Here is a 15,945-nt window from a genome sequence, read left to right as displayed (position 1 = left end):
ACGAGCGCTACTAGTATTCTCGGCCTTGCAGCAGTTGCTTGATCCGTTCATTCACCACCTCACCATCCCTACAAACCAGCGTCTCGCGAACGATCTCGTCTTCCAGGTCGATCGCTAGTTTTCCTTCTTTCACAATCAGCTTTAAGAACGCCGCGATGTTCCGGCCGTACATGGCGCTGGCGTGGTACGGGGCGGCGCTGGCGAGATTGGTGGGGCCGAGGATCGTCACACCGCCGTCGATCACTTCTTGATCTGCGATCGTCAACTCGCAGTTGCCGCCGCGTTCGGCGGCCAAGTCGATTATCACCGAACCGGGCGCCATCCTCCGCACCGCCGCCGCGGTGACCAGCACCGGCGAGGGGCGGCCCGGGATCGCCGCGGTGGTGACGACGACATCCATGCCCGACACGACGTCCGCAAGTTGCTCTCGCTGGCGGACCTGCTGTTCCTCGGTAAGCGCCTTGGCGTAGCCCCCCTGCCCTTCCGCGTCGCCGGTCGCCAGGTCCAGCTCAACGCATTTAGCGCCGACGCTCTCGATCTGCTCTCGCGCCGCGGGACGCACGTCGTACGCGCTCACCACCGCGCCCAGGCGTTTGGCGGTGGCGATCGCTTGCAGCCCCGCCACTCCGGCGCCCAACACCAGCACCTTGGCCGGCGTGATGGTGCCCGCGGCGGTCATCAGCAGCGGGAACAACTTCGGCAACCGGTCGGCCGCCAGGATCATCGCCTTGTAGCCCGCGATGGTCGCCATGCTGCTTAGGATGTCGATGCTCTGCGCCCGGGTGATCCGCGGCGCCAGTTCCAGTGCGAAGAGCGTGGCGCCGGTGGCCGCGATGTCGCGGGCTGCGCTGGGATCCCCCAGCGGGTCCGCGGCGCCGATCAGTACCTGGCCGGCCCGAAACAGCTCTAGGTCTTGCCGGCCGGCGGCCGGGTTGGCGCCGAGCGTGCGCACCTGGACGATGATTTCTGCCGCGCCGAACAGTTCATCACGCTGCGGAACCACCACGGCGCCGGCGTCGCGGTATGCCTCGTCGGGGTAGCCGGCAGCCATCCCGGCGCCCGACTGCACGTGCGTGTGCAGGCTCTGCTTTGCTAGCGCTTGCACTCCCTGCGGCGTGAGCGCGACGCGGCGCTCGCCGGGGAAGGTTTCGGACGGCACGGCGACGATCATCGGCAGCGGGACGGGGAGCGGGTCGGGTGTCGAGCAAGCGACGCGATTGTCGCATATCCTCTCCCCTTGGCCACCCCCGCCCCGGGTAGAAACGCCCCCGCCCGGGCTACGGCAACGGCGCCTGGCCCAGGGGCATCGCGTTGTTCCCCTGGCCGATCCACACCGCCCGCTGGGCCTCGCCGGTGTAGCCCGGCACAACCTCGCTGGGGCGTTCGACAACGCACCCCACGACCCCCATTGCAACCGCCTCGCCACGGGAAAAGCGTCGTACATCATGGCGATCGGTCATCAAGACGATCACCTCCTGCGGCTCCTTTGCTTCCGGGTCCTGCAGCGAGAACGTGTATTCGTACACGGACCCCGCACGGCTGATCGAAAGCGGGTCCGCGGCGAAGAACACGCCGCCGTGCGGCCTGCCGGTCCACGCCAGCCACCGCGAGGCCACGGTCTGCGAGTCGAGCCGGGCGTGTTCCGACGCGAACACCTTTCGGAACAGGTCTTGCGCCTCCATTTCGACGATCTCCTGGGAGTCGTCGCCGTCCGACTGGTAGAAGGTGTAGACCTGGGCCGTCTTGCAAAGCCGGGCGTAGGAGGCGCCGATCTCGGCACGATCGTCTTGCGACGTGTAGGACTTCTCGATGAGCGCCGAGGTGGCGCCGTCGGCGCCCCGTACTGCATCGTTCAATTCGTCCAAGCCGTAGCTCGGAGCGCCGGTCAGTTGAACGGGTCCGGTTTCTCCGTCCGGTTCGAAACGGTTGGGCTCAACCGCCGTCGCTATTCTTGGCTCCGACATCCGTTCGGCCAACGACTTGACGGCAGGCGGTCCGTCGCTCGGAGACTCGAACGTCGCGGTCCGAACGGCCGAGTCGATTGGGCCGCCGATCGATTCGGCCGAGGGTTCGCTCCCGTCGTTGCCCACCAGCAGCGTCCGTACGCCAGCCGGCAGGCTCGATAGCAGGCCCAGAAAGTCTCCCGAGGGGCCCTTGAGCCGCACCAGCGCCGCGTAGCCCAGCAGCAAGCCGGCAACGGAAAATACGGCCATCCCCGTTACGAACACCAAAGCCGACCTTTGGCGGGTACCCCGCCTGGTTCGGCGAAATCCGTGTGGCTGTTGGAACGGTTCGGCTCCGTCGAAGTCCGGCGCAGGGGATGGAGTCGCGACGTGTTCTACCTCAAGCGGGCCGCTCGTGGGGCCGTCCGCTTTAGGCAAACGAAAATCCGGCATCCGGGGGAGCGGGGCCTCGCGAGCATCGGTGTCGAACTCTTGCGCGGTGGCGAGGACTGGTTCGGTCCTCTCGGCATCGGGGCGGCCGCTCGGCGACGGCCTCACCGCCTGCGGCTCGGGCGGCGCGTCGCCCGGCCATTCGTCGCGAGGCGTCGCGGCAGCGGATGTGTCGCGAGCCGGCGTGTCGGAGGGTGCGACCGCGGGATCCGACTGTTCCGCAACGCCGCTCTCAGTCTCTTTGCCAGAGTCACGCTCCCGGGGTCGCGCCACGAGCGTCTCTTCGTCGGCCGCGGACTCCATCTTCGGCGCCGCAGAACGCATCAACTCATCTAGTTCCATTTCGAACGCCGGCTTCGGTTTCGAAGCCGGGGCGTCCGACGAGTCCCGTTCGGTGGGCGGTTGGGTGTTCGGTTCGGCTGCTGGTGCGCTTCGCGAGAGTGGCGCCTGGGCCGGCGTGGGTTGGTTGTTCTCTGCTCCGGCTGCGCGCGGGCGAAGGAACGCCTGCATCATTTCCGACGCGCTGGGCGTTCGCTCGGCGGCAGGGGCGGCGCCTGGCCCCGACTGGCGAAGTTCCGGGCGGGGTGCTGCGTGCGCCTTGCCGGCTGGCGCGGGCTCGTCCGTGGGGGCTGGCCCATCGACGGGCGCCGGTTTGTCCGCCGGCGTCGGCACGGGCAGCGCCTTGGCTTCGGGTACGGGCCGGCGGGACGCCGACGCGAGGCTGAACGATTTCTCGCATACCGGGCAGGCGACCGCCGTAGCCGCGGATGAATCGGGGGCGAAGACCTCGGACACGCAGTGGGGGCAGGTCGCTATCTGAGCCATCCTTGACGATTCTCCTGATCCATTCGCCGTCCGGTTCCAAGCGAACCGGTTGTAGCGGTCATTGTGCACCGGAAGTCGACCTAGTGCAGCCCGTGTTTGTCCAGAGCGCACGATGCTAGCACTGGCGCCAGGTTACGCAGCCGGTACAAGCGGCGCCGTTTGGCGGCCCGAGCCTCGCTCGTCGTCAAAATCCGTAGAGGGCGCCAAACTTCGTTTCCAAGTGCCGCATCAACGGCTCGCAAGAAAGCGGTCCGCCGCTGACGCGTTCGACCAACTCTCCGGCCGTGTACCGGCGGCCGTGAGCGTGCACATTCGTCCGCAGCCAGTCCAACAGCGGCCCAAATTCGCCGGACTCGAACTGCGCGTCCAGGTCTCCAAGATCGCGTCGGGCCTGCTCCATGAACTGGCAAGCGTACAGGTTCCCCAGCGTGTACGTTGGGAAGTAGCCCAGCAGCCCCGCGCTCCAGTGGACGTCCTGCAGGCAACCGTCCGCGTCGGTGGGCGAGGCGACTCCCAAGTAGTCGCGGTACTTCTGGTTCCACGCTTCGGGCAAGTCCGCCCCCTTCAGGTCGCCGTTCAGCAGCGCCTGCTCCAGCTCAAACCGCACGATGATGTGCAGGTTGTAGGTGGCCTCGTCGCTCTCGGTACGTATCAACGAGGGCCGCGACTCGTTCACCGCGAAATAGAACGCCTCTGCCGAAAGGTCTCCCGCCGCCTGCGGGAACTCCGCACGCAGCTTTGGAAGCATGTGCCGCCAGAAGGCGCTGCTGCGGCCCACTAGGTTTTCCCACATGCGCGACTGCGATTCGTGGATCCCCAGCGAGAGGGCTTCGCCGATCGGAAGCCCAAAGTGTTCGGCGGGCAGCCCCTGCTCGTACAGGCCGTGGCCCGCCTCGTGCAGCGTGCTGAAGAACGCGTCGGCAAAATCGTGTGCCTGGTAGCGGGTGGTCAGCCGCACATCGCGCGGCCCCCCGCCGCCGCAGAACGGGTGGGCGGTTGTGTCGAGCCGACCGGCCGAGAAATCGAAGCCCACCTCTCCCGCGGCCATCTTGCCAAAACGCTCCTGGGCCGCCGTCGGCCACTCGCGGGACAAGATGCCCTGCTTCGGCGCCCGCGGGCTCTCGGCGATCTTGGCGACCAGCGGCGCCAACCGGTCGCGCAGCTCGGCTAGCACACGCGTGATGTTCGCGGTTGTCTCGCCCGGCTCGAAGTCGTCTAGTAGCGGGTCGTACGGCGAGTCCTCGTAACCATAGGCCTGGGCCTGCTCCCGCTTCAGCGCGATCGTCCGTTCCAGCAGCGGCTGGAACTGGGAGAAATCGTCCGACTTCCGCGCCTCTTGCCACACCTGTTCTCCCAGGCTGGCTGCGCGGGCCAACTCTTCGACCAGCCGTTGCGGCAACCTGGACTGCTTCTCGAAGTCGTGCCGCAGCCGCGCGATATTGCAACCGGCGTCCGAGTAGGGGTCCGCGGCCAGATCCGACTCCGCCAGCTCCTCAAGCCAGGCCCCCACCTCCGGCGCCGTCTGACGCTGGTGGATGAGCCCCGCGAGAAACGCCGATTGCTCCGCTCGGTGGGGCCCCCCGGCCGGCGGCATGTAGGTCCGTTCGTCCCATCCCAATAGGTCGAGCGTAGACGAGAGCAGCGCCGTCTGGCGGGTGTGGTGGACGAGCGCCTTGTAGGCGGCGTTGGGCGGAGAGAGCGGGGCCATCGTATCGGGAGAGTTCGAGCCGGGGTCGTTGGAGCGAGTTGTCACGCGGCCGAAAGCTGCGTCCTCGGCCATGTTCACAAGGTGTTTGACGCCCTAGGGTTGCGTCAGTAATCGGATGGCCTCCAAGAGGCGTCGCGGGAGTTAAGTCGCCTTCGAAAGCCGCACATTGTCTGCGACGAGTCGGCTGGCTGCTACCACAAATCGCGAGAAACACGGCGAGCCGCTGGGCGGCCTTCGCCCGGAGCGACCAGGTCGTATCCAGCTGTCACGGGGCGCTCAAACAGTACCAGCGACAGGCGCTTGAAACAGGGCCACTAAGGCGGTTTGCCGCGTAGGCTGCATTGCTTTCGTCTGAGCAATGGAACTGATCGCATGGCGAACCGATTGAAGGTGGCTAAAGTGTTGTCCATTAGGACGTTACAGTTGCAAGGCTGGTCGCAGCGGCGGATCGCTCGGGAGCTGGGGATTAGCCGTGGCGCCGTTGCACGTCAGTTGCTGGCGGGCTCCGGGCCGACGCTCCAGAGCGACGGGCCGGAGGGTTCAAACAGTGCCAAAGCGCCTCCCGGGTCGGAGGCTGCCGAAGCCCCCCCAAACAGGGCCAAAGCGCCCCCCGGGTCGCGGAGTCTGTGCGACCCGTTCCGCGGCTTGGTGCTTGCCAAGCTTGAGCAAGGCTTAGCGGCCCAGCGGATCTTCCAAGACCTGGTCGCCGAGCACGGATTTACCGGCAAGTACCACAGCGTACGCCGGTTCGTAGCCAAGCTCAGCCAGAACACGCCGCTGCCGTTTCGGCGGATGGAAGTCGCCCCTGGCCAAGAAGCCCAGATCGACTTTGGCGCCGGGGCGCCGATCGTCGCGGCGGACGGCAGTCGCCGTCGGACGCATGTCTTGCGAGTCGTGCTGAGCCATTCGCGCAAGGCGTATAGCGAGGTCGTCTATCGGCAGACTACCGACGATCTGATTCATTGTTTGGAGCATGCGTTTTGGCATTTTGGCGGCGTGCCCAAGACGCTGGTCCCTGACAATCTCAAAGCGGCCGTGCTGAAGGCCGATTGGTACGACCCCGATCTCAATCCGAAGCTACGCAGCTTCTGCGAGCACTACGGCGCCGCGCTCTTACCGACCAAGCCACGCATGCCGCGTCACAAGGGCAAGGTCGAACGAGGGGTGGCCTATGTCCAGGAGAACGCGCTGAAGGGACTTACGTTCAGCAGCCTGCGTGAGCAGAACGACCACCTGCTGCACTGGGAAACCACGGTTGCCGACACGCGGATTCACGGCACGACGCAGCAGCAAGTGCTGAAGCACTTTCGTGAGGTGGAACGCCCCACGCTGGGGGCGTTGCCGCGCGAGCGCTTCCCTTGCTTCCAGGAAGGTCAACGCATTGTCAGTCGCGACGGGCACATCGCGGTCGCCAAGTCGTACTACAGCGTGCCGCCAGAGTACTTGGGACGCACGCTCTGGGTGCGGTGGGATTCCCACTTGGTCCGCGTTCTCAATGACCAGATGGAGGTCCTCTGCACGCACGCCACGCAGTCGCCAGGCAGGTTCAGCACCCTGCCCGAGCACATCGCCTCGGAGAAGATCAGCCCCGTCGAACGGGGCGCCGAGTGGCTGCTGAAAAAGGCCAGTTTTATCGGCGAAAACACCAAGGATTGGTCGCACGGCTTGGTAGCCACACGCGGTGTCGAAGCGGTCCGGGTGCTGCAGGGGCTCTTGAATCTGTCGCGGAAGCACCCCTCCGAAGTGATCGAACAAGCGTGCGAAACGGCCCATTCGTTTCAATCTTATCGCTTACCAACGATCCGCAAGCTGATCGAGCATTCGGCGTCCAAGCAGGGAACGTTCGAGTTCCTTGATCAGCACCCCATCATCCGTAACTTGTCGGACTACGGCGACGTCGTCCGTGTTGACTTTAGAACGGAGGCTTACCGCTCATGAACGAAACGCTCTCCACGACGTTGAGAAGACTGCGTCTGTCGGGCCTCGCCGAGACGCTAGAACTCCGGCTTCAAGAAGCCAGCGGCAACGGCCTGACGCATGTCGAGTTCTTGGAGCTGATCTTGCAAGACGAGATGCTTATCCGCGGCCAACGACAGATCGCCCGCCGCGTGAAGGCCGCCTCTTTCAGGGAGCTGAAGGTCTTGACGGATTTCGATTGGAGTTTTAATACGTCGATCAAGAGGAACGTCGTTTACGACCTATCGACCGGTCGGTTCCTGAACGATCATCGCGACGTGTTGTTGTGCGGACCTCCCGGAACGATGACATAATGCTACACCTCTTTCCACGGGCTATTTTAAGGGTAATTCTAGCTGCCGAGGGTCGCGCCGCGGGATACGCCGCCCCTCTCGAATCGCCCCTGCGGCCTCTTGAACCGCTGGCAGATTCAAGTGCTGACGCTCAATGATCCAGGGCGCATAGGCCACAATCTGGCGGCCCGGTAGGGTCCCTGACGTGAGCAGTTTGCGCACTGAGTGGGCACTGATCGCAAGCTCGCGAGCGGCGTCGGCCAAGGTCAACCATTCGCGTTGGTCGTGAGCGACGCAGGGAATCTTATGGTATTTTCGCAGGGAATAGACCCGCGACTCGACCCAAGTGTTCCCCACGCCGGTTCGATACCCGAGCCGATTGAGAATGCTGGCGATCTTGGCGTCCGAGCTCACCTTGGCAAGCTCGCCCACCAGTTCGACGACTTGCTTGTCGGTGCATTTTCGATGCCTGCCCGTTGGATTCTTCGCCACCGATAGCTTCGTGTGGACGCCGCCGGCCCAGTGGAGCGTCATCACGATTCTGGGCGGCTCTTGGGTGACGTCGACGACAATCTCGGCGAGGACCGTGCGCAGAATGCGCTTCTTCATCTCGACTGGCGCCGCTGGATGATTCCAGGCGGACGCGAGATCGGCGCCCAGCTCTAGCAGTCGTCCGCGGAGCCCCTCGCTCAACGGCGGCTCGGCGTGGGCCGCTGCTTCCAGCCGAGTCTGCATCTCGCTCCGGCGTCGCAAGGCGTCGTTCCAGCGTGCTTCGAGTTCAGCCGCGACCAAGCGATTGGCCGGATCGACAGCGTCGTACTGCCGGCGAGCGAGGTCGACGTCATAGATCGCTTTTTCCAGCGACAGCTGGAGAGCCTTCTGCTTCTCGCCCTCCTGCTGGCACAGTTGTTCCCACGCATCCAAGGCGGCATGGACGCCGGCCGGTTCGATCGCGGCTAACACGGCGTCCGACACGGCTCGATCTGCACGCAGCCCGCCAAATGAGATGCAGCGATCCGTGCCGTGATTCAGATGGGCTCCGCGGCAAAAATACCGAGGCACGCGTCCGTCGATCCCGCTGTAGCCGACGTGCAGGTTGCGGCCGCACCGTCTACATCGCAGCAGGCCTGCCAGCAACGCCGGGCCGCTCTTGGCCGCGCCTGATCGGCCGCCCTGTCCAACGTTGAGTTCCAGTTGTTCCTGATTTCGCACGTACTCTTCCCAGCTGATGTAGCCCGGATGGTGGTCCCGTATCAGCGTCTCCCATTGATCCATCGGCACGCGATGGCCATGGGTCTTGCGCGCCCGACCCTCTCGCATGACCGTCTTGGTTCTCGTGCGTCCATGGACGAAGGCGCCGGCGTAAACCGGGTTCTGCAAGAAGTTCAGGATCTGGTTATAGATGGGTAGTCGCCAGGCGACGTCAATGCCGGAGGCGGATTCTTGCAGACGCGGCAGAGGCAGATTCTCCTGGCGATACCATTACAACACCTGCCGCGCCGAACCAAGTTCGCGGAACTTGGCAAACACGCCGCGGATGGCTTCTTGAACTTGCCGGTCAGCGACCATCTCAATCCGGTTGTCGCGCGTCCGGACGTAGCCGACGGCGACTTCCCACAACGCCTCTCCGCGCGCAATCATGCCGCGTAGGGCTTCGTGCCCCCGTTGCCGGATCAATCCCAGTTCGAATTCGGCCATCGAGCCTTTCAATCCCAAAAGCAGCCGGTCATTGAGCAGCCTCGGGTCGTAGACGCCATCATGGTCAATGACCAACGTATCGGTCAACGCACATAGATCGACCAGGTGATGCCAGTCGCGGTTGTTGCGCGCCAGCCGCGACGCTTCGACGGCCATAACGGCTCCGACACGACCGTCGCAGACCGCGGCCAAGAGCTTGCCGAAACCTGGACGGTCGGCCGTCCCGGCGCCCGAGCGTCCCAGATCTTCGTCGATCACGACGACATCGCGAAACTTCCATCGCTGCGCCTGCTCCCGAAGCTCGTACTGGAGACGTAAGCTCTCTTGATGCTCCCGTACTTGGTGCATCGTGGACTGTCGCACGTAGATGTAGGCGGCCCGTTCAAGGTGAGTCGGCCGGATCTTATCGTTCATCGCATTCCCTCCCTTCAATTGCTTTATGCTTGATGATCTCGCAGAGCAACCGGCTCAGCAGATCTCGTACCCGACCTTGTTGCCGTCTCGGCATCTGCCTCGATCTCCGGGGGTCGTCCTTCCAGGGAAGCCTGAGCTGCTTGGGGGCTAATCGTTGCGAACGCATCCGTTGGTCCTCCTTGAAAAGTGGTACGGGATACGCCACGAGTATCCGCCGAGAGGTCGCACGGCAACGGCTGAGCATCAATGAGTTCGCGCAGGGCACAAAGCGCCGCCAAAGCGATTCGCGGGGACTCTTCATCCTGAAGCGTTGCGCAATGGCCTGCATCCAACATCCAGCGAGGAATCAAGCACCGCGTTCCATCGGCGGCAACGATCACCACGCTCTCAGCTGCGCCCTTCCAACGGTGAGTAACGATCTCGACTTCCTTGCCGCACAACGGATGATGACGGTAGTGAACCGTTTCGGAGCTCGATCTGTGAGCAGTGTGTGACGGCTTCGCCCGGAACCGGCAAGAGCCATCTCATCCAAGCCATCGGCTATCAGCTCATCAAGCTCGGTTACGTGGTTCTATACCGCAGCATCTTCGACGTGGTCCGCGACTTCTTGCACGACGAAGCGATGGAGGGCCACCAGAGGGTCATGAATCGCTACCTCAAGCCGGACCTGTTGATCATCGACGACTTCGGCATGAAGCAGCTCCCCAAGCGGAGTGGCGAGTTCTTGTTCGAGATCGTGATGCGGCGCCACGAAACGCGCAGCACCATGATGACGACGAATCGACCACTCGAGGATTGGGGCAAGCTGCTGGGGGATGTCCCGACCGCCACAGCGATCCTCGATCGCTTCCTACACCACGCCGAAATCCTCACCATCACCGGCAGGAGCTACCGACTGAGCCGCCGCGCCGAGGAGTCAAACAGGGCCAAAGCGCCCCCCGGCTCAGAAGAAACCCAAACAGCGCCAAAACAGACCAAAGCGCCCACCGGGTCGGGCGACGAAGAGAACAAAGAAGCTACGAACTAACCAGGTCTCTCAACCAACTGGCCTCGTTTGAAGCGCCCATTAGTGGCTCTGTTTGAAGCGTCCAATGACATCCAGCACGAGGCCGGACGCCCGCCGCCGCAGCAAATCGCCGTCCTGAAACCGCGCCGAAATTGGGGCCAATTTCTAGGCCGAACCCAAGCCCGGCAGCAATTGTCCATGACGGCGGTACGGCCTTGCCGACCGATCGCAAAGCGGTTAGACCTATGGAGATACGGGCTGTAGCTCAGCTTGGCTAGAGCGCTGCGTTCGGGACGCAGAGGTCGCAGGTTCAAATCCTGTCAGCCCGACTTCTCGTAAGTCGCTTCGAGCCTTTGTTTTAAGGCGATTGTGGTGCGGGGCGGGAATCGCGGCGACTGTCGGTGATACAATCCGTGATACAAATGGTGATACAATCTGTGTATCGGTTGGTGTAGCGGCCGACCGCAATTTGGATCCCACGCCCCCCCTGTGGTGGCTTTCCCGATCGGCTCGCGACGCCATCGATTTGGCTCTTTGGAGACCCAAATCCGGGGCCCACCTGCCCTGCCCTTCTGGGCCTCTGCGGGCCCCGGACAACGCAGCGTCGGTGGACTCTAGGTTCAAGACTAGGGCGGGGCCGAGCGCTACCGGCGGCTCACGCGCCAACGATCCATCGATTGGCGACAGAACCATTGGGCAGGCTATCCACACGACTCTCCAAACCTCAGGGTCCTCCGATGGTTTAGACGCGTGGATGCCGCCCGTTCAACGGTGCACCTCCGCGAGATCCAGCAAAGTACTAATGACCGTGACGGACAGTGACGGTGCCGGAAAGATCGTCGCAATCTCTGCAAAGGCGTTTGCGCCGTTGAGTCCGTCGCACACCTGCTTGAAGATCGCAAAATGGACTTCGTCGTTGCGGCCATCGTCGTTCAGCTCGCCCACGAGTGGCGGCGCAGTCAGCGTCGGCGCGACGCCTCGCAGAACGACGGAATGAGCGATGAGCGTGTTCTGAGCCCCGCCGTGTGAAACCTCCAGAGCCAGGGCGCCGCCAAGGTCGCTCGCCAGCTCGCCGGTCGAGGGAGAAAGCCCGACCTGGGTGAGCGCTACCTCAACCGTCGTCGGCGAGCCGATCACAAGCGACTCGGGATCGAAGGCGCCGTGAAAATAGGTGAACCCGCTTTCCCCGACCAGCTCTACGGAGAGCTCCGACGTCAACGCGGCCGAGGCCTTGAGGGTCAACTCGACGGTGTAGACCATGTGGAGGTCGTCTAGATGCACTGCGATCGTCTGGTTCGTTTCATCACGCACGATCCCCACGAGGCTGCGGGCGTCTCCCGACTCGGCGAGCGTCCACTCCCGCGCCTGTCCCGCGGGTCGCAGGCCGAAGGGCATAAACCCGTCGCGATTGGCGTTGCCGGTTCCCACATTTGGGGGGAGCACCGACAAGTGGGTTTGGATCGGCGTGTGGTTGGCCGTGATGTAGCCCAAGAGCTGATCGCGCACCCCCGCAGCGGCAGGGTTGGCGGCGCGGTTGGTGGTCTCGCTCGGGTCGGTCGCTAAATCGAAAAGCTGCACGCTCCCGTCGCCGTCGCGGATCATCTTCCAGTCGCCGATCCGGGCGATCTGGGTCGGCGCGGAGTTGGGGTTGTAAGCGTAGCCCTCGAAATAGAGTCCGGTGCGCTGCGTCTGGACCCCTTGGCCGGTGAGCGTCGGCGCGAACGAGACGCCGTCGACGCTGGGCGGCAACGCCGATTCGATCCCCGCCAATGCGGCGAACGTCGGCATGTAGTCGTAGAACGCCACGGGCAGTTCGGTCTCCGAGCCGGGGGCGATCCTTCCGGGCCAGTAGGCGATCATCGGCGTCCGCAGGCCCCCCTCGTAGTATCCCTCCTTGGCGCCTCGCAAATCGACGGTCTGACCGGTGCGGGTCTCGATGTTGCGGTCCCAGTTGTGGCTGCTCTGCCAGCCGCCGTTGTCGCTCGTGAAGATGATCAGCGTGTTGTCCAGCACGCTGTCAGAAAGGTCGCCGTCGCCGTTGGGGTCGGCCAGCGTCTGCTTCAGCTCTCCGACTTGCTGATCGATCTAGGTGACGAAGCCCGCTTGGATCTTGTCGAAGTCGTCCCAACCGGGGTTGTCGGCGTAGGGCTCGTAGACGCCCCCCGGCCCCGCCGCCGACTGGTTGAGCGTGCTCTTGCGGTGCGGCGGCGTCCAGGCGCCCCAGGCGTAGCACGGGGTTTCCGATTCACTGTTGCTCTGCACGAAGGCCTTCATGCGGTCGAAAATAATGCTGTGCGCGTGGACACGCGCGTCGGAAACAAGCCCCGTCTCGGGCTCGTGGAACCCCGTATTCTGCGGGATCAGCAAGGTCTGTCCCGTGTCGTACAAACGGTCGGGGAAGTGCGAGTGGGCGTGCACCTGGTCGTAGTAGCCGACGAACTCGTCGAAGCCCTGCAGCTCCGGCGCCCCGGGAGAGCCGGGCGCCCCCAGCCCCCACTTGCCGTAGCCGCCGGTCGCGTAGCCGGCCGCGCGGAGCACTTCGGCGATCGTCACGTCGGCGTCGCGGATCGCCACGCTACCGGAGTTGACGCGCATGTAGGCGTGCCCGAGGTGGCTGCCGGTCATCAACGCGCTGCGGCTCGGGGCGCAGTTCGCCGCCCCGCAGTAGGCCTGAGTGAACCGCATCCCTTCCTGGGCGAGCGCGTCGAGATTCGGCGTGTGCACCGGTGAGTCGGCCCAGAAACTAGTGAAGTCCCCCAGCGCCGCGTCATCCACCATGATGTGGACGATGTTTGGCTTGGCCGGCTGGGCAGAGGCCGCACCGGCGGCCAACAGCGTCACTGCGAGAACGCAGGCGGATCGGACCATCATGGGACGCGCGGAGGGGGTGTGAGGGGTTTCCGGGTCCTCCGCAACAATCAAACCAGCGCGTCACGGGCGGCCGCGAACTGCTCCGCGGCGAACGTCAGGTCGTCCTCGGTATGGGCCGCCGATACTTGCACGCGGATCCGCGCCTTGCCTTGGGGGACAACCGGGTAGCAGAAGCCGATCACATACACGCCCCGCCGCAGCAATTCGTCCGCCAACGCGACCGCCTGCTTCGCGTCGCCGATCATTACCGGCGTGATCGGGTGGTCCCCTGGCAGCACGTCGAAGCCCCGCCGCTCGATCTCGGCACGGAACAGGCGGGTGTTCGCCATGAGTCTGTCGCGCAGTTCCCCTGATCTTTCGGCGATCTCTAACGCTTTGAGCGATCCGCCGACGATCGGCGGCGCCAGGGTGTTGCTGAATAGGTAGGGACGCGACCGCTGCCGCAGCAGCTCGATGACCTCAGCGCGGCCGCTGGTGTAGCCGCCGCTGGCGCCCCCGAGCGCCTTGCCGAACGTGCCCGTCGTCAGGTCGACGCGGCCCATCACGCCGCAATGCTCGTGGGTGCCGCGGCCGGTTGGGCCCCAGAAGCCGGTGGCGTGGCAATCGTCGAAGTGAACCAGGGCGCCGAACTGGTCGGCCACGTCGCACACCTCGTCCAGCCGCGCGACGCTCCCGTCCATCGAGAAGACGCCGTCGGTGGTGATCAGTTTGGTGCGGGCGCCGGCCGCGTCGGCTTCTTGGAGCTTTGCCCGCAGGTCGTCGGCGTCGCGTGTGCGGTAGCGGAAACGCTTTGCTTTGCAGAGCCGGACCCCGTCGATGATCGAGGCGTGGTTGAGTTCGTCGCTGATGACCGCGTCTTCCGGCCCGAGCAGCGTCTCAAACAGACCGCCGTTGGCGTCGAAGCAAGAGGAGTAGAGGATCGTGTCTTCGGTGCCCAGAAAGCGACTGACCGCCTCCTCAAGCGTCTTGTGGCACGACTGCGTTCCGCAGATGAATCGAACGGACGCCAAGCCGTAGCCCCAGCGGTCGAGCGCTTCGTGCGCCGCCGCGATGATCTCGGGGTGGTCCGCCAGGCCGAGGTAGTTGTTTGCGCAAAGGTTGACCACCTCGCGGCCGTCGCGCAGCGTGATGTGCGGCCGCTGCGGCGAAGCGATATCCCGCTCCTGTTTGAAAAGCCCGCCGCTCCGCAGCTCAGCCAACTGGCCGGCGACACGCTCGATCATTGTGGTCATCCTGCTCCCTCTCTTAGGCGGTCCAGTCCAAAACTACCTTGCCTGACGCGCCCGACCGCATGGCCGCGAAGCCCGCCTCGTACTCGGTGTAGGGCAGGCGGTGGGTGATGACCGGGAGGATGTCGAGGCCGCTTTCGACCATCACGGTCATTTTGTACCAGGTCTCGTACATCTCGCGGCCGTAGACCCCTTTGATCGTGAGCATGTTGAACACGACCAGGTTCCAGTCGATGGCCAGTTCCTCGGTTGGGATCCCGAGCATCGCGATCTTACCGCCGTGGCACATGTTGCCGAGCATGTCGCGGAAGGCCGCGGGGCTGCCGGACATTTCCAGCCCGATATCGAAGCCCTCCTGCATGCCGAGCTCCCGCTGCACGTCCTCGAGCCTGGTCTTGCGGACGTCAACCGCGCGGGTCACGCCGAGCCGCTGCGCAAGCTCGAGCCGGTGCGGATTGACGTCGGTGATCACCACGTGTCTCGCCCCCGCGTGGCGCGCCACCGCGGCGGCCATGAGGCCGATCGGGCCGGCGCCGGTCACCAGGACGTCTTCGCCGAGCGTCGGGAACGACAACGCCGTGTGGACGGCGTTCCCAAGCGGGTCGAAGATCGCCGCCACGTCCGTATCGACCCCCGCGTGGTGGCGCCAGACGTTGGTCATCGGCAGCGATACGTACTCGGCGAACGCACCGGGCCGGTTGACGCCGACCCCTTGGGTGTCTTTGCACAGGTGCCTTCGCCCGGCCATGCAGTTGCGGCAGCGGCCGCAGACGACGTGCCCCTCTCCGCTCACTAGGTCCCCTGGACGGAAATCGATGACGTTCGAGCCAACCTCCGCCACCCGCCCAACAAACTCGTGCCCCACGACCATCGGGACCGGGATGGTGCGCTTAGCCCACGCGTCCCAGTTGTAGATGTGCACGTCGGTGCCGCAGATGCCGGTCTTGTGGACCTTGATCAGCACGTCGTTGATGCCGATTGTCGGTTCGGGCGCGTCGGCCAGCCACAGGCCGGGCTCCGCTGATTGCTTGACTAGGGCTTTCACTTGTGTCGCACGCCGCGTAGGGATTTGCAGCGCTCCAACGCCGTCATTACACCGACCGCGCCGAGCAGCGGTTTCGAAGCCGAGGGCTCCGGCGTAGCATAGGAACGCGTCGAAGAACCCCGGTCCATTAGAGCCCTCGTCGTGTGGCTTGAACAGGCTGAGGGCGCGTTCGTCCTTCAAGCGGTCGCGGTTGAGTTTGCTGGTTGCGGCTGCCTTCGAGTAGGAAGGCCTCCCGAACCAGTGACGCCCCGGCGGCGGCAGCGCCGCGATCTTCAACACGTGGCCGCCTCCCAGCCAAGGATTTCCCTAGTGGACCATTCCGCCGAGCGTTGACGAGCAGAGAGTCGTAGGTGCAGGCGGCGTGCGCCGCGGAAGTGCGATGGGTCCTTAGGCGTCGTGTGAGACCCATGCCCCGCGAGCGGAGTACTAGAACGGACCGCATGCCCGCCGATGACAAGCGTCGGTCCATCATCCACTTCTCGGGGGGCGTCCAAGCTCGCTCCGGGC

13 protein-coding genes and 1 tRNA gene are annotated in these 15,945 nt (G+C 64.6%); 4 read left to right on the top strand and 10 right to left on the bottom strand.

Translation table 11 applies throughout. From position 1 onward, the window contains the following. Window positions 1-10: 10 nt before the first annotated feature. The 3 genes from Pla175_RS24065 to Pla175_RS24055 form a co-directional block, all read right to left on the bottom strand. Window positions 11-1,171: an NAD(P) transhydrogenase subunit alpha gene (locus Pla175_RS24065; RefSeq protein ID WP_145291587.1), complete on the bottom strand. Its 1,161-nt coding sequence runs from the start codon at window positions 1,169-1,171 to the stop codon at window positions 11-13. A 106-nt stretch (window positions 1,172-1,277) separates the two neighbouring features. Next, a complete protein-coding gene (locus tag Pla175_RS24060) occupies window positions 1,278-2,213 on the bottom strand; it encodes a hypothetical protein (RefSeq protein WP_145291585.1) in 936 nt (311 codons plus the stop codon). 1,189 nt (window positions 2,214-3,402) lie between these two features. Continuing rightward, window positions 3,403-4,971, bottom strand: a complete 1,569-nt coding sequence (locus tag Pla175_RS24055) for a carboxypeptidase M32 (protein WP_231954043.1) — start codon at window positions 4,969-4,971, stop codon at window positions 3,403-3,405. A 327-nt stretch (window positions 4,972-5,298) separates the two neighbouring features. On the opposite strand from Pla175_RS24055, the gene istA reads away from it, so the two are divergent. Next, window positions 5,299-6,864: an IS21 family transposase gene (gene istA / locus Pla175_RS24050; protein ID WP_145291582.1), complete on the top strand. Its 1,566-nt coding sequence runs from the start codon at window positions 5,299-5,301 to the stop codon at window positions 6,862-6,864. Beyond that, entirely contained in the window at window positions 6,861-7,196 is a 336-nt protein-coding gene (locus tag Pla175_RS24045; protein WP_145291580.1) for an ATP-binding protein, read from the top strand. The genes istA and Pla175_RS24045 overlap by 4 nt, the downstream gene beginning before the upstream one ends. A gap of 21 nt (window positions 7,197-7,217) precedes the next feature. Here the strand turns inward: Pla175_RS24045 and Pla175_RS26335 are convergent, their stop codons facing one another. The 3 genes from Pla175_RS26335 to Pla175_RS27220 form a co-directional block, all read right to left on the bottom strand. After that, complete coding sequence (locus tag Pla175_RS26335; RefSeq protein ID WP_261342839.1) at window positions 7,218-8,564, bottom strand: recombinase family protein; 1,347 nt, start codon at window positions 8,562-8,564, stop codon at window positions 7,218-7,220. 93 nt (window positions 8,565-8,657) lie between these two features. Next, window positions 8,658-9,287, bottom strand: coding sequence for a recombinase family protein (locus Pla175_RS26330; RefSeq protein WP_197527117.1), 630 nt, complete (start codon window positions 9,285-9,287; stop codon window positions 8,658-8,660). 23 nt (window positions 9,288-9,310) lie between these two features. Beyond that, the gene (locus tag Pla175_RS27220; RefSeq protein ID WP_197527116.1) at window positions 9,311-9,727 is read right to left on the bottom strand and encodes a hypothetical protein; all 417 of its coding nucleotides are present in this window, start codon (window positions 9,725-9,727) and stop codon (window positions 9,311-9,313) included. Between the two features lie 50 nt (window positions 9,728-9,777). Between Pla175_RS27220 and Pla175_RS24035 the strand changes: the two genes are divergently transcribed. Both Pla175_RS24035 and Pla175_RS24030 read left to right on the top strand, forming a co-directional pair. Continuing rightward, a complete protein-coding gene (locus Pla175_RS24035; RefSeq protein WP_145291578.1) occupies window positions 9,778-10,314 on the top strand; it encodes an ATP-binding protein in 537 nt (178 codons plus the stop codon). Between the two features lie 233 nt (window positions 10,315-10,547). Then, a tRNA-Pro gene (locus Pla175_RS24030) sits at window positions 10,548-10,622 on the top strand. A 436-nt stretch (window positions 10,623-11,058) separates the two neighbouring features. On the opposite strand, the gene Pla175_RS24025 is transcribed toward Pla175_RS24030, so the two are convergent. The 4 genes from Pla175_RS24025 to tdh all read right to left on the bottom strand — a co-directional run bounded on the left by Pla175_RS24025 (window position 11,059) and on the right by tdh (window position 15,438). Further along, the gene (locus Pla175_RS24025) at window positions 11,059-12,306 is read right to left on the bottom strand and encodes a sulfatase/phosphatase domain-containing protein (RefSeq protein WP_197527115.1); all 1,248 of its coding nucleotides are present in this window, start codon (window positions 12,304-12,306) and stop codon (window positions 11,059-11,061) included. Between the two features lie 72 nt (window positions 12,307-12,378). After that, window positions 12,379-13,164, bottom strand: a complete 786-nt coding sequence (locus tag Pla175_RS24020) for a sulfatase-like hydrolase/transferase (protein WP_145291574.1) — start codon at window positions 13,162-13,164, stop codon at window positions 12,379-12,381. 47 nt (window positions 13,165-13,211) lie between these two features. Further along, window positions 13,212-14,396: a glycine C-acetyltransferase gene (kbl, locus tag Pla175_RS24015; protein ID WP_145291571.1), complete on the bottom strand. Its 1,185-nt coding sequence runs from the start codon at window positions 14,394-14,396 to the stop codon at window positions 13,212-13,214. Between the two features lie 13 nt (window positions 14,397-14,409). Further along, complete coding sequence (gene tdh, locus Pla175_RS24010; protein WP_145292292.1) at window positions 14,410-15,438, bottom strand: L-threonine 3-dehydrogenase; 1,029 nt, start codon at window positions 15,436-15,438, stop codon at window positions 14,410-14,412. Window positions 15,439-15,945 lie beyond the last annotated feature (507 nt).

Origin of the sequence: Pirellulimonas nuda (assembly GCF_007750855.1) — a bacterium.
GTDB lineage: Bacteria > Planctomycetota > Planctomycetia > Pirellulales > Lacipirellulaceae > Pirellulimonas > Pirellulimonas nuda.
Note: the sequence above shows the minus strand (reverse complement) of the source record. Positions and strands in the feature narration are given on the sequence as shown.